Source organism: Vibrio navarrensis (genome assembly GCF_015767675.1).
Lineage (GTDB): Bacteria > Pseudomonadota > Gammaproteobacteria > Enterobacterales > Vibrionaceae > Vibrio.
In genome coordinates, this window is sequence record NZ_CP065217.1 from 888241 (window position 1) to 902196 (window position 13956).

The following is a 13956-nucleotide window of genomic DNA, read 5'->3' on the forward strand; positions in this document are numbered from 1 at the left end:
TTGCCTCCTTAGTGGTTGTCTTTGCTGTGTTTAAACATTTCAGCAATGCCAGCGATTGACCCCATCAAACCCGTTGCTTCAAGTGGCAACATGATGACTTTGCCGTTTTCCGCTTGGCCAATCGCCTTTAACGCGTCGGTATACCCTTGGGCAATAAAGTAGTTAACGGCTTGCATATCCCCTTTGGCGATCGCTTCTGAAACCATAGTTGTTGCTTTGGCTTCTGCCTCGGCGGCACGTTCACGCGCTTCTGCTTTTAAAATGGCGGCTTGCTTTTCCCCTTCGGCTTTTAAAATTTCCGACTGTTTTTGACCTTCGGCGCGTAGAATCTGTGCTTGGCGAACCCCTTCTGCTTCAAGTACTTCTGCGCGTTTATTCCGTTCTGCTTTCATTTGTGCGTTCATCGCGGCCGTTAGGTCGGCTGGTGGTTGAACGTCCTTGATTTCGATACGAGTGACTTTGATCCCCCAAGGATTGGTTGCTTGGTCAACAATTGAGAGCAACTTGGTGTTAATCATGTCACGTTGGCTGAGCATTTCATCCAGCTCCATAGAGCCGAGTACGGTACGCATGTTGGTCAGGGTTAAGTTGCGGATTGCGTGTTCAAGATCGTTGACTTCATAGGCTGCGCGAGCAGCATCTATGACCTGAATAAAGCACACGGCATCGATGGTGACATTCGCGTTGTCTTTTGAGATGACTTCTTGAGCAGGAATATCGAGCACTCGCTCCATCATATTGATTTTATGGCCGACCGAATCAATAAAAGGAATAATTAAGTTAAGTCCTGGCTTGAGAGTTTGTGTGTAGCGGCCAAAACGCTCCACTGTCCAGTTATTCCCTTGTGGGACCGTTTTGACGCCAGCAGCAATAAAAACGATAACAACGAAAACAAGTATGGCTATGGTGATCATAGAGTCTATAGGCATGAGAAAGTCCTTGGTGATAAATAATTTATGCAATTGGTTTATTTTTGCTTATTTTGTAAACAAAAACAACGTGATAAATGCGAACTTACCCCCGTTTCAGATAAAATAAAAGCCGGTAAATTCCGGCTGTAAATTATTGATTTAATTTAAGTAAGTAGGAGCTAATTTAGTAGAGGATCGAGTAGAGCTGGCGACGATAGCGACTGGCGATCGCATTGCCTTGCCCAAGCGCTGAGAGGATGTCCATAAACGTCTTCTTCACCTCGCCATCACCGATATTGAGGTTAGTTTTCAACTGGCTCCATAGCATCTCCAACGCTTCTTCCTCACGTCCTACGTGTTGGTATTGCACCGCTAGCTCACAGGCAAGCGTGTGGTTTGTTGGATCATTTTGATAGTCAAGCTCGAGTTTTTGAATTTCAGGGCTATTGGCAGCTTGCTTTTGTAACTCCAATTTTGCTTGTAGGCCTTTGAAATAGTTGTCTTGGTACTCAAGCGGAATGGATGACAGCAGTCGTTCGGCTGCTTCTGCCTGATTCGCTTCCAGCAGGCAGTCTGCCATGGCCAGTTTAACGTCACCACGTTGTTGTAGTTCAACTGGCAAAGTACGCAAAGTACTTAGCGCTTGTGGATACAAACCGTTTTGCATCTCTTCGATAGCTTGCTGCAGTGCGAGTTCTTCGGTGGAGGGAAGATGCTTGCCAAGCATAGCTTGAATCGCCTCAATAGATTGAGCACCGCCAAGACCATCGACCGCTTGGCCATTAACAAACAGAGCGATAGTGGGGAGTACCTGCACACCGAATTGAGCTGCGATCGGACCTTGGGTTTGGCAGTCCAGCAGCGCTAAGGTAAAAGCACCTTGATATTGTTGGGCCAACTGGCGCAGAGCGGGCAGTATCTCGGTACTCTCTGGATAAGCATTCGCCCAGAAATGAATCAAAATCGGTGTCTGCGCTGAGCGCTCTAGGATTTCACGAAAATTTTGTTCGTTGATATCAACAATAAAAGGGGAGTGCATGTCAGGATCCTTGTTGAATGTATAACGGCTTTACAAGATATGGGGGAGCTAGTCCGCATTTTCAAGCATAAAAAAACGCTGCATAGAGCAGCGTTTAGTGGCGTGGCAAGCGAAAGTGCCTAAATAAGAAGAAATATTGTCAGCACCACACCTACACTCAACCAGTTGAGTTGATTTAGTGTCATATTGAAACATGTCTTGTATGCGTAGATTAGGTGAAAGTTGACTTTGGTTTTGTCACATTGAACAAGATATCACCACATTGTTACGGAAAGATTACAAATATTGCATGGATTATGCGGCGCGTCTCAAAATCTCATCCATCCAGCGAGCAGGAAGTAGTCGTTTAAGATAGGCAAATAGCACGGTTGGCGTGGTGACTCGGTAGCGAATTTTTGGCTTTGGGCTTGTGAGCGCGTGCAACACTGGCGCAACGCAGGATTGTGCTGGCAAGACAAATCGGTTGCTTGAGGTCTCATTTTCTAAGCGACTGCGCTGGGCAAGATAGTGTTCTTTGTGCGGACTGCTCTCAATATCAATCCATTTCATAAAAGCGGTGAGTGCATTTTGTCGAAAGCGAGTCTCGATCGGACCTGGTTCAAGCAAAGCAATGTGTATATTGCTGCCGTATAGCTCTAGGCGTAAGGTGTCTGTCCAACCTTCAATAGCAAACTTGGATGCGTTATAGGCTCCGCGGTATTTCATTGCGGCAAAGCCGAGCACGGAACTGTTTTGGATGATTCGCCCCTCATTTTGCTGTCTCATAATCGGCAAGACTTCTCGTACCAGTTGATGCCAGCCAAAAAAATTGCTCTCAAATTGTTCACGTAGTGCGTCGGTGGGGAGATCTTCCAGTGCGCCGGGTTGTCCATAGGCACCGTTGTTAAATAGCCCGTACAACTCGCCATTAGTGAGCGCTAAGGTTTGTTCTACCCCACGGGTAATGCTTTGGCTATCAGCAAGATCCAACTGAATACAGGTCAAACCTTCTTGGCGTAGCCTGATGACATCCTCTTCTTTTCGGCAGGAGGCTATCACCCTAAAGCCCTGTGCTTGCAGGGCGTGGGCACAAACATAGCCAATACCACTGGAGCAGCCAGTGATTAATACCGATTTGGTCATTTTGTTTCCTTGTTTTTGTCTTAGTTAGTTTTCGCTATGTAATAGACATTTTAGCGCCAGTTCAACGCGTGAATAATGGAAGGTAAATCCAAGTTCCGTCAGTTTTTTCGGTTTAGCGCGGATACTATCGAGTAGCAGACAGGCGGACTCTCCCATCAGGAGATTGATTGCCCATTTCGGTGTCATCAACAGATGGGGGCGACCTAGCGTTCTGGCGAGAGTTTCGCTGAAAACCTTGTTGGTCACCGGATGAGGTGCGCTGAGGTTATATGCGCCCTGCGCATGAGGGGTCTCAAGTAAATAGACCATCGCTCGGACCATGTCTTGCAGGTGAATCCATGGCAGATATTGCTGGCCATTGCCTATCGGCCCACCTAAACCTAGACGGTATGGTAGCAACATTTTAGCCAGTGCACCGCCGCCTAAGCCAAGCACCACGCCCGTGCGTAACAGACAAACGCGAGTTTGTTCCGATTGGGCTCGCTTGGCAATCTGTTCCCAACGCTCACATACAGTATGGGTGAAACTCTGGCTATGTACGTGCAAACTCTCGTCGAAAGGATGGGCTTGTTGGTCACCATAATAGCCCACGGCAGAACCACTGATGAACACGGCGGGCGGTTTGGTACTGGCGTGAATGAGCGCCACCAATTTTTCGGTTAGTTGCCAGCGGCTTTGACAAATGAGCTGCTTTTGTGACTTGGTCCAGCGTTTATCCGCGATCGGTTCTCCCGCTAGGTTAATCACGGCATCAACGTCGTTCAGATCGTGCAGCTCATCTAAATGAGGCAAGTAAGTGATGTTGCCTCGGTCAGCGAAATGCAGCCGCTGCTTGGCGGCCTTCGTGTCTCTGGTCAACAATACGATTTGATGCTCACTCAATATCTTGAGTAGCTCGCAGCCGATAAAACCCGTTCCACCAGTCAGTAATATCTTCATGTGCCCCTCCATGCTGTTGTTAGTATATGGCAGAGTTAAATACGCAGCCAACTCCAAGACAGGTCATTGATTCATTTCATTTTCGTTCATAGCTCAGTCACAGTTTTAATAAAAGGTAACAAAATGTGACATTGCTCGAAGGCCAAGTCACATCACCAAGCGAAATTATCTGCAATTATTACAAATAACTGCATACCCAAGGGAAGTCAGCTTAATGACAGCCATTCTTGCTCTTTTTCGAGCCTTTGCCGCCAGTGCCCGAGATCTGTTGCCGATTGTTGTGGTGATTGTCTTCTTTCAGTTGGTGGTGTTGCAGCAACCGTTACCAAACTTGATGTCCATCGTTTCTGGTTTAGTGTTGGTAATCCTCGGTTTAACCTTCTTTGTTTTTGGTTTAGAAATGGGGCTCTTTCCCATCGGCGAGTCGATGGCACAGGCTTTTGCACGTAAAGGCAGTCTGTTTTGGCTGTTCGTCTTCTCTTTTTGTTTGGGATTCGGCACGACTATCGCGGAGCCTGCGTTGACTGCGGTGGCGGACGAGGCCGCTCAAGTTGCGGCGGAAGGGGGAGTGATAGAGGAGAACCAATACGCTATGGATCGTTACGCTAATGGATTGAGAGTCACCGTGGCCTTATCGGTGGGGGTGGCGATTGTATTGGGCGTGCTGAGAATCCTTAAAGGTTGGCCGATCCACTATATGATTATCGGTGGTTACGTCATTGTGGTGATTCTGACGGGCTTTGCGCCAGAAAACATCGTTGGGATTGCCTATGACTCTGGCGGCGTAACGACTTCGACCATTACCGTGCCACTCGTAACGGCGCTGGGAGTGGGTTTAGCTTCGGCGATTAAAGGGCGCAATCCGATGTTAGACGGATTTGGCTTGATCGCTTTCGCCTCTTTGCTACCGATGATCTTCGTCATGATTTACGGCATGGTGGTGACATGATGGAGTTGAGCCATTTTTTCGATATCTTGCTAAGTACTTTGGTCGATGTGATGCCGATTGCGGCCATTTTGTTTGGTTTTCAGTTTGCTGTGTTGCGCAAGCCGATCCACAATCCGCTGAAAGTGTTGCTCGGCTTTCTCTACGTTATCTTGGGGTTAGCGCTTTTTCTTATGGGCCTTGAACTCGCGCTTTTTCCGCTGGGAGAAACCATGGCAAGTCAGCTCACTGCGCCGCACTTTTTGACTCAAGTGCGTATTAGCTTAGGCAGTCAGTTGGAATGGATCGACTATTACTGGGTTTATCTGTTCGCCTTTTTTATTGGTTTTAGTACCACGGTCGCTGAGCCCTCGTTGATTGCTGTGGCGATCAAAGCCAATCAAGTATCGGGTGGCAGTATCGGCGTCACTGGTCTGAGGGTGGCCGTAGCACTTGGGGTTGCTGTGGGCATTGCGCTTGGCAGTTACCGCATTGTCGTCGGCGATCCCATTCATTATTACATCATTGTCGGCTACATATTGGTCGTCATTCAAACTTACTTTGCTCCGCGATTAATTGTCCCTCTGGCTTATGATTCCGGAGGGGTCACTACCTCGACTGTCACGGTTCCGCTGGTGACGGCGCTGGGGCTTGGGCTTGCCTCCACCGTTCCTGGTCGCAATCCGCTCATCGACGGTTTTGGCTTGATTGCTTTTGCCAGCTTATTTCCCATTATCTCAGTGATGGGGTACGCGCAAATCACTCAATGGCTGAGTCGTCGGCAAGTATCAAAGGAGAATGAAAATGCGCTTTAAACTGATTGTGGCGTTTGTTGAAGACAGTAAAACAGACATTGTTTTAGATGCTGCGCGTGAGGCAGGCGCGACGGGCGCTACTGTGATTAATAATGCGCGCGGTCAAGGGTTAAATCAAAAACGGACCTTCTTTGGCTTGACGTTAGAAGTACAAAAGGACGTGTTACTTTTTGTGGTGGAAGAGCATCTGTCTCGCCATATTCTCGAAACCATTAACGACGTCGGCGAGTTTGATGTGGAGTCGGGGCAGGGCATAGCCATCCAAATTGACATTGAGGATGCGGTAGGCGTTGCGCATCAGGTGGCCAAGTTAACCAAAGTGGTAGAGGACGAACTATGAACAGTCATGACAGAATTCAAGTGCGGGATGTGATGGCCAACATGTATGTGATGGTCGACGGCCTGACCACAGTGCATGAAGGCATCACACTGGCAAGGAAACATCAGGTGAAAGCGTTAGTGGTCGACAAACGCCACGAAGATGATGAGTATGGGATTGTTTTGATGAACGACATTGCGAAAAAAGTGTTGGCAAAAAATCGCTCGCCACATCGAACCAATATCTATGAGATCATGACCAAACCTGCGTTGTGCGTCTCGCCTGATATGAACGTTAAATACTGCGCGCGATTGTTTGAGCGTTTTGGCATCAGCCGCGCCCCTGTGATTGAAAATGGCAAACTGATTGGCATGGTCAGTTATAACAACATCGTCATGAATGGCATGGCTCGGGATGACGAGCAAGAATCTTAAACGTACAATACCCTGGTAAAACAAGGGGAAATGTTGTGAAACTGTTTATTGCTTCTGATCTGCATGGCTGCCTTGAGGCCACCAAAGCGATGTTGACATGCTTTGAAAACTCCGGTGCCGAGCATTTGATATTGTTGGGCGATCTATTAAATCATGGGCCGAGAAATCCGATTCCGCGCGCCTACAATCCGCCAGAAGTGGCACGATTGCTCAATGAGTACGCCGATAAGATTATTGCCGTGCGTGGAAATTGCGATAGCGAAGTCGATCAAATGTTGCTGTCGTTTCCGATGATGATGGATTACGCCTGGGTTTTGCTTGAACCGGGGCGTAAGGTATTCCTCACTCACGGCCATAAATACCATGCCAAACAAAACCCAGGGTTGCGCGCCGGGGATGTATTGGTGCATGGCCACACGCATATTCCCGTAGCACAACGGGAAGACGGGAATCTTATATTTAATCCCGGCTCGGTGACTTTCCCAAGAGAGGGCAAACCGGCCAGTTATGGGGTGTACGACTCTGGCACTTGGTCAGTGATCGCACTGAGCGGTGAAACCCTGCTTGCAACCACGCTGTAAGAAAATGAAAAAGGCAGCTTGGCTGCCTTTAGTTTCTGTCTGAGTGGCCCAAATCTCTTTCTGGATCAATTCTATCTCGGACTTTTTGTTTCAGTACTTTGGCCTCAGGAAATCCACCATCGGCTTTGCGCTCCCAAATAAGCACTTCATTACAGAAAATTTCAAACCGGCCACCAGTATCTGGGTGAAGGCTGACTGTCTCAATTTCTTCACTGAAGGTGTGCAGCAGTTCTTGCGCCAACCAGGTGGAGCGGAGCATCCAATTGCACTGACGGCAGTAATAGATGGCGATTTTCGCTTTTGTCATACTTTTCCTTTAAAACAACAATTTTAAACCAACGGCGAACGTGAGCACTTCAAAGGCGATTTTGACCACGTTGTTGCTAAGTCTCTGGCTTATCCAAGCGCCCAAACCGCCCCCGAGGAAGGAGCTCAATAACAGCGCAGGCAGCCAAGGCCAGTGAACGGGAGCACCAGCTTCTACCACGGCCAAACCTCCGATACCGTTCCAGAATAAACCGACGCAAATCATTGTCAATGCGACGGCTTGTTTGTAGCTGTACCCAAACCAGCGCACCAAAAAGAGCGTCACCAATAATCCTGACCCTGCTGTTAAGGAGCCGTTAATGACGCCAATCAAAACCATCACTGTGCCGCCAATCAGCCATCCATGAATATCTCTATGATTGGCTTGTTCACTCTGGCCAAGTTGCTTTTTAGCACGCGAATAGATCCCTAAGGCCAATATCATCAAACCAAGCAGCATCTGGGCGGCTTTCTCTGGGATCAGCATGACCAAGTTCGCGCCCGTGACTACGCCAATACTGCCCGTTAAAACCAGATAAACGATAACCTTGCCATTGAGTGAACCTGAACGAAAGTGAGTAAAGGCTGCGCCTAAACCGAGCGCGACGCTGGCAAGTTTGTGGGTAGCGAGAGCCATCGCAAAGGGAAGCCCCATGAAAATAAGGAGGGGAAATTGCAGTAAGCCAGCGCCGCCTCCAGAAACAGAAGCGAGGGTGTTGGCCACTAGCGAACCCAAAAACAGCAAAGCGGTGTTAATCCAATCCATTGAATTCACTAAAAAGGGAGTGTTACCTCCCTTGGTTGATTAGTTCGAAAAAAGCACCGTTGAGCCGTGATTCAGGCTGGTTAAAAGCAGCGTTTTTTCGTTGACGATGTCAATACGACGGCTTTGCTGTGCGTCCATTTTGAACACTTTGGTGATCACTTTCAGTTGTGCATCTGAGAAGTCTTGGTTTTTGGACGAGGAGACATCTTTAAACTCCTTCGGCGTGACCAGCAAGTAATTATCGCTCACATCCCATTGGCCCGATTCGGAAATATTGATGGTGACTTCTTGAGATGATTCATGTGAAAACAGCTTGAGCATCGCAACGCGAATGTAGTTGCCGTTTGGCAAATATTTCACATTTGACGTTACGTTCACCTTACGTAAAGGGCCAACCGTGCCATCGGGGTTGAGCTCATCATTGATCACTGTAACCATATTGGACTGCCACTCATTCGCGGAGAGGATCTGTTCGACCTTCAGATCACTTCCCCAGTAAAGCCAAGCACTAAAGAGCGTTGAAGCCACCAAAAGTAAAGAGGCGATTTTAGTTTTCATGCATGTCCTAATCATTTACAAATGGAACCAAGGTCATTTTGTTCGGCCACGATTCTCAACGTAACGTTTTCACTAGAATGGTTGAGGCTATGAATGTAATTCAGTGTCAGTTGATTGTTTTGTCCACCTGTTGCAATGACTTTCACTGGCGTCGATTCGCCAAGGTGAACTTCTGCATATTTATTCACGCATTGTTCAATGGACGGTAGCCAAGCCTGCAAAGGAGGATGGTTAATCGGGGTCAGTACTTGAATGTCACCCACGTTTGCCAATACCCGAAATTTAGACTCAGCTGGATTGGTAAACAACATCACACTTATCGGCAGCAAGATGGAAAGCAACCACATAGCGATGATATACCAACGCGTTTTTGGCGCAATGATTGTCTCTTGGGTATTGAGTGTTTCGACTTCGATTAAATCACTTGCGTAGCCGTCTTGCGTAATTTCAACCTCTTCGAGGCTAAGGGAATCGGCATCCGGTGCTTCCTCAATGCTATTCGATTTATCTGACAGCAAAGGAGTGATTCTCTCTACCGAACAGATGAGCTGATAGCCGCGCTTTGGCACAGTTTTCACATATTCAGGCGATTTAGTGGAGTCTTTGAGCATTTTACGCAAGGTAGAAATAGCTTGGGTCAAGCTAGAATCATCCACTTCGAAACCCTGCTCGCGCCAGACAAACTCATGCAATTCGTTGCGACTTAAAACTTCATTTGGTCTTTCTGCCAATATCAGCAGAATACGGCTTTCATTACTGCCCAGCCGTACGATTTCGTTGCTGAAATCTTGATCAAGTAATGTATTGCTGTTCGGATCAAAAATGAACCGTTGTGCGATAACAAACTTAGTGCCGATATGACTCATGACATTCTTCTTATATTATGTTTTTTATTTTTCAATAGCTTATGCTTATTTTGTGCGCTAATGGTTGCATTGGCAATGTTAATGTTTCCGTATGCATGCGGATAGGATAATTAAATTTATGCAAAAAAACAGCGTTTTCCCCACAATTGACCTTGAATTTACATTTGTCAGCCACATCTTAAGAGCAGAACATCCAAGATGTACAATCAACCTATTTAGTCTTTAATACTGTTTAAAGTTACATTGGAGTGAAAATGAGCGAGACAAACGTAGCAAACAACAAAGAAACTCGTGGCTTTCAGTCAGAAGTAAAACAGCTTCTTCACCTAATGATCCACTCTCTGTATTCCAACAAAGAGATCTTTTTACGCGAGTTAATCTCAAACGCGTCAGATGCGGCTGATAAGTTGCGCTTTCAGGCGCTCTCTGCTCCCGATCTTTATCAAGGTGACGCTGACCTCGGTGTGAAGCTCTCTTTTAATGCTGAAAACAACACACTTACCATCTCTGACAACGGGATTGGTATGAGCCGTGATGAGGTGATCTCTCATCTCGGAACCATTGCGAAATCAGGTACAGCGGAATTTTTCTCTGAGCTCTCACAAGAGCAATCAAAAGAGTCGCAATTGATCGGCCAATTCGGCGTTGGTTTCTACTCGGCGTTTATCGTCGCTGACGCGGTGACGGTGCGTACCCGTGCGGTGGGGCTGTCTGCTGATCAAGCGGTAATGTGGCACTCTGCGGGAGAAGGTGAGTACACCATCGAAGACATCCACAAAGAATCGCGCGGCACGGACGTCGTTCTGCACATGCGCGAAGATGGCAAAGAGTTCTTGAACGAGTGGCGTCTACGTGATGTGGTGAGCAAATATTCCGATCATATTGGCATCCCGGTTTCGATTCAAACCAAGGTTCGCGATGACGAAGGGAACGAAACCGACCAAATTCAATGGGAACAGATCAACAAGGCACAAGCGCTTTGGACGCGTAACAAAGCCGACATTACTGATGAAGAGTACCAAGAGTTTTACAAACACGTCTCTCACGATTTTACCGATCCGATGCTTTGGAGCCATAACCGCGTCGAAGGTAAAAACGACTACACCAGCTTGCTTTATATTCCAGCCAAAGCTCCTTGGGATATGATGAACCGTGACCATAAGTCCGGTTTGAAATTGTATGTCCAGCGAGTGTTTATCATGGATGACGCAGAACAGTTCATGCCGTCATACCTACGTTTTGTGCGTGGCTTGATTGATTCAAACGATCTGCCGCTCAACGTGTCGCGCGAAATTTTGCAAGACAACAAAGTCACCCAATCACTGCGCAACGCTTGTACCAAGCGAGTGCTCACCATGCTAGAACGTATGGCGAAAAATGATGCCGATAAGTATCAGCGTTTTTGGAAAGAGTTTGGCTTGGTGATGAAAGAAGGCCCAGCAGAAGACTTTGCCAACAAAGAGAAAATTGCCGCGCTATTGCGTTTTGCCTCGACCGAAGTTGACTCTGCTGAGCAAAGCGTCTCGCTTGAATCTTACGTTGCCCGCATGAAAGAAGGCCAAGATAAGATTTACTACCTAACAGCGGATAGCTACGCGGCGGCGAAAAACAGCCCACACTTGGAGCAGTTTAAAGCCAAAGGTATTGAAGTCATTCTGATGTTTGATCGCATCGATGAGTGGTTGATGAACTATCTAACCGAGTTTGATGGCAAGCAGTTCCAATCAATCACCAAAGCGGGTCTTGATCTGAGCAAGTTCGAAGACGAACAAGAGAAGGAAAAGCAGAAAGAGACGGAAGAAGAGTTCAAGTCGGTGGTTGAGCGAACTAAAAACTACTTGGGTGATCGCGTCAAAGAGGTACGTACGACCTTCAAGTTAGCCAACACGCCTGCGGTCGTTGTTACCGACGACTACGAAATGGGTACGCAAATGGCGAAGTTACTCGCTGCTGCCGGTCAAGCGGTGCCTGAAGTGAAGTACATCTTTGAACTGAACCCAAATCATGCCCTAGTGCAGCGCATGGCCGATGAAGCGGATGAAGAGGCGTTTGGTCGCTGGGTTGAAGTCCTGCTGGGGCAGGCAATGCTTGCTGAGCGTGGCTCGATGGAAGATCCAAGCCAGTTCTTGGGGGCGATCAACACGCTTTTGACTAAGGGCTAATAACGTTTGCCGCGAAAAGTCGCTACTTATGCTCTTTTTGCGCGCATTTGCATTCATTTTGCAACAATTTGTTGAACGATAGTGTGAAGTGTGAGTGCTTGAGCATTCTTTAGTCTTAATTCGCGCTTGAGAACAATATTGTGTGGTAGAATGCAAACTTGAAACGAAACAAACAGGCGTGTAAGGTGCACGCCTGTTTTGTTGTTAACTATAAAAGCAATTATACCGAAACTTACCGTGAGCTTGTGGTATCGGGCTGTTTAGGGATTTCAACGAGTCAAGCTAGACTCGTTTTTACTCTTTATTGCTTCGCTCGTCGACCACGTCACTGACATAGTGAGCTTCGGTATAAATCATCATAATCGAAAGAGGATTCAACATGCGCATCATTCTTCTAGGTGCTCCAGGTGCAGGTAAAGGCACGCAGGCTCAATTCATCATGGAGAAGTATGGTATTCCACAAATCTCTACTGGTGACATGCTACGTGCCGCTATCAAAGCAGGTACTGAGCTTGGTAAACAAGCAAAAGCTGTGATCGACGCTGGTCAACTAGTTTCTGATGAAATCATTCTAGGCCTGATTAAAGAGCGCATTGCTGCGGAAGATTGTGCGAAAGGCTTTTTGCTAGATGGTTTCCCACGCACAATTCCTCAAGCTGATGGCTTAAAAGAGATGGGTATCGCGGTTGATTACGTGATCGAATTTGATGTTGCGGATGAAGTGATCGTGGAACGTATGGCGGGTCGTCGTGCTCACCTACCTTCTGGCCGCACCTACCATGCGGTTTACAACCCACCAAAAGTGGAAGGCAAAGACGACATCACAGGTGAAGATCTTGTGGTCCGTGATGACGACAAAGAAGAAACGGTCCGCGCACGTCTAGGCGTGTACCATTCGCAAACAGCACCACTGATTGCTTACTACGGCAAAGAAGCGGAAGCGGGCAACACCAAGTACCTCAAGTTTGACGGAACGAAGCAAGTTGCCGAAGTGAGTGCTGATATCGAGAAGGCATTGGCATAATAGGTCGTACCTATTACCAATAATCGCAAAATGTTTGTTATAGTGAAAGCGGCCCTAGGGTCGCTTTTTTATTATGTTTCATCAGCCAGTTAGCCGATTTTAACCGAGAGGTTTGCGAATGACCCTTATAGGGAGTTCGCTTTGATCGATGAATTCATATTGCCGTATAAAACTCCTCAGCCATTATCGTAGAGACGCTATGAACAACACAAAAAAACACGGAGTGCTTTTAGTTAACCTTGGAACTCCAGAGCACGCGACCGCACCCGCCGTGAAACGCTTTTTGAGTCAATTCTTGCATGATAAACGTGTCGTTGATATGAGCCGTTGGCTGTGGTGTCCGATTCTCCATGGCATCATTTTGCCCATCCGTTCACCTAAAGTGGCCAAGTTATATCAATCGGTCTGGATGGAAGAGGGCTCACCCTTAATGGTTTACTCGCAGCAGCAAAAACAAGTATTGCAAGCGCGCACTGGTTTGCCAGTTGAACTGGGCATGAGTTATGGCAACCCTAGTGTATCCACAGGTATAACCCGGCTGATGGAACAAGGTGTGGAGCTGATCACGGTGCTACCTCTGTACCCGCAATATTCTGCGACCACCACAGCAGCGGCTTTCGATGCGCTCAGTAAAGCGCTCGCTAAAATGGCGCTGCTACCCAGCATTCATTTTGTGCGGGACTATCACAATCACCCCAGTTACATCCGAGCTCTCGCTCAGTCGGTGCGCCAATCTTGGCAGGAAAATGGTCGCGGAGACTACTTGCTCTGCTCTTATCACGGCATTCCGAAACGCTACGCCGACAATGGCGATATTTACCCGCAGCACTGTGAAATGACGACAGAGCTTCTGCGCTTGGAGTTGGGGTTGACCAAAGAGCAGATAGGTTTGACGTATCAATCCCGTTTTGGTCGAGAAGAGTGGTTGCAACCCTATACGGATAAAACCTTAGAGGCGCTTCCAGGGAGAGGGGTTAAAACGTTGGATGTCTTGACTCCGGCTTTTTCCGTAGACTGCTTGGAAACTTTAGAAGAGATTTCAGAACAAGGAAAAGAGAGCTTCCTTCACGCGGGCGGTGAGCGCTTTACCTATATTCCTTGCCTAAATGCAGCAGATGAACATATTGAGATGATGGTAGAGCTGCTCCATCTACCCAATTCGCAAGCATAGCGGACAAACCAATAAGGC

General features: G+C 47.5%; 16 protein-coding genes. 8 read left to right on the top strand and 8 right to left on the bottom strand.

The window, feature by feature from the left end:
- Positions 1-8 precede the first annotated feature (8 nt).
- The 4 genes from I3X05_RS04045 to I3X05_RS04060 all read right to left on the bottom strand — a co-directional run bounded on the left by I3X05_RS04045 (position 9) and on the right by I3X05_RS04060 (position 4011).
- Positions 9-914 (bottom strand): SPFH domain-containing protein, encoded by a 906-nt coding sequence (locus tag I3X05_RS04045; RefSeq protein WP_171816734.1) that lies wholly within the window; start codon positions 912-914, stop codon positions 9-11.
- A 181-nt stretch (positions 915-1095) separates the two neighbouring features.
- A complete protein-coding gene (locus I3X05_RS04050; RefSeq protein ID WP_045571040.1) occupies positions 1096-1950 on the bottom strand; it encodes a co-chaperone YbbN in 855 nt (284 codons plus the stop codon).
- A 294-nt stretch (positions 1951-2244) separates the two neighbouring features.
- A complete protein-coding gene (locus I3X05_RS04055) occupies positions 2245-3072 on the bottom strand; it encodes an SDR family oxidoreductase (RefSeq protein WP_045571039.1) in 828 nt (275 codons plus the stop codon).
- Between the two features lie 24 nt (positions 3073-3096).
- On the bottom strand, positions 3097-4011 hold the full coding sequence (locus tag I3X05_RS04060) for a TIGR01777 family oxidoreductase (RefSeq protein WP_045571038.1): 915 nt from the start codon (positions 4009-4011) through the stop codon (positions 3097-3099).
- 214 nt (positions 4012-4225) lie between these two features.
- Between I3X05_RS04060 and I3X05_RS04065 the strand changes: the two genes are divergently transcribed.
- From I3X05_RS04065 to yfcE, 5 genes are read left to right on the top strand one after another with little or no spacing between them, the layout of a single operon-like run.
- Positions 4226-4960: a DUF1538 domain-containing protein gene (locus I3X05_RS04065; protein WP_045571037.1), complete on the top strand. Its 735-nt coding sequence runs from the start codon at positions 4226-4228 to the stop codon at positions 4958-4960.
- Positions 4957-5751 carry a DUF1538 domain-containing protein gene (locus I3X05_RS04070; RefSeq protein ID WP_045571036.1) on the top strand — a complete coding sequence of 265 codons (795 nt, stop codon included), beginning with the start codon at positions 4957-4959 and terminating at the stop codon, positions 5749-5751. The genes I3X05_RS04065 and I3X05_RS04070 overlap by 4 nt, the downstream gene beginning before the upstream one ends.
- Positions 5741-6091, top strand: coding sequence for a P-II family nitrogen regulator (locus I3X05_RS04075; protein ID WP_045571035.1), 351 nt, complete (start codon positions 5741-5743; stop codon positions 6089-6091). Before I3X05_RS04070 ends, I3X05_RS04075 begins: the two co-directional genes overlap by 11 nt.
- The gene (locus I3X05_RS04080; RefSeq protein ID WP_039433957.1) at positions 6088-6504 is read left to right on the top strand and encodes a CBS domain-containing protein; all 417 of its coding nucleotides are present in this window, start codon (positions 6088-6090) and stop codon (positions 6502-6504) included. The genes I3X05_RS04075 and I3X05_RS04080 overlap by 4 nt, the downstream gene beginning before the upstream one ends.
- 35 nt (positions 6505-6539) lie before the next feature.
- A complete protein-coding gene (yfcE, locus tag I3X05_RS04085) occupies positions 6540-7085 on the top strand; it encodes a phosphodiesterase (RefSeq protein ID WP_045571034.1) in 546 nt (181 codons plus the stop codon).
- 28 nt (positions 7086-7113) lie between these two features.
- Here the strand turns inward: yfcE and I3X05_RS04090 are convergent, their stop codons facing one another.
- From I3X05_RS04090 to I3X05_RS04105, 4 genes are read right to left on the bottom strand one after another with little or no spacing between them, the layout of a single operon-like run.
- The gene (locus tag I3X05_RS04090) at positions 7114-7392 is read right to left on the bottom strand and encodes a SelT/SelW/SelH family protein (RefSeq protein WP_045571033.1); all 279 of its coding nucleotides are present in this window, start codon (positions 7390-7392) and stop codon (positions 7114-7116) included.
- A 9-nt stretch (positions 7393-7401) separates the two neighbouring features.
- Positions 7402-8157 (bottom strand): sulfite exporter TauE/SafE family protein, encoded by a 756-nt coding sequence (locus I3X05_RS04095; protein WP_045571032.1) that lies wholly within the window; start codon positions 8155-8157, stop codon positions 7402-7404.
- 39 nt (positions 8158-8196) lie between these two features.
- The gene (locus I3X05_RS04100) at positions 8197-8715 is read right to left on the bottom strand and encodes a regulatory protein ToxS (protein WP_045571031.1); all 519 of its coding nucleotides are present in this window, start codon (positions 8713-8715) and stop codon (positions 8197-8199) included.
- 11 nt (positions 8716-8726) lie between these two features.
- Entirely contained in the window at positions 8727-9581 is an 855-nt protein-coding gene (locus I3X05_RS04105) for a transcriptional regulator (protein WP_045571030.1), read from the bottom strand.
- A 254-nt stretch (positions 9582-9835) separates the two neighbouring features.
- On the opposite strand from I3X05_RS04105, the gene htpG reads away from it, so the two are divergent.
- The 3 genes from htpG (at position 9836) to hemH (ending at position 13938) form a co-directional block, all read left to right on the top strand.
- Positions 9836-11743, top strand: a complete 1908-nt coding sequence (htpG, locus tag I3X05_RS04110; protein WP_045571029.1) for a molecular chaperone HtpG — start codon at positions 9836-9838, stop codon at positions 11741-11743.
- A 379-nt stretch (positions 11744-12122) separates the two neighbouring features.
- The gene (adk, locus tag I3X05_RS04115) at positions 12123-12767 is read left to right on the top strand and encodes an adenylate kinase (RefSeq protein WP_045571028.1); all 645 of its coding nucleotides are present in this window, start codon (positions 12123-12125) and stop codon (positions 12765-12767) included.
- A 199-nt stretch (positions 12768-12966) separates the two neighbouring features.
- Positions 12967-13938 carry a ferrochelatase gene (gene hemH, locus I3X05_RS04120; RefSeq protein ID WP_045571027.1) on the top strand — a complete coding sequence of 324 codons (972 nt, stop codon included), beginning with the start codon at positions 12967-12969 and terminating at the stop codon, positions 13936-13938.
- Positions 13939-13956 lie beyond the last annotated feature (18 nt).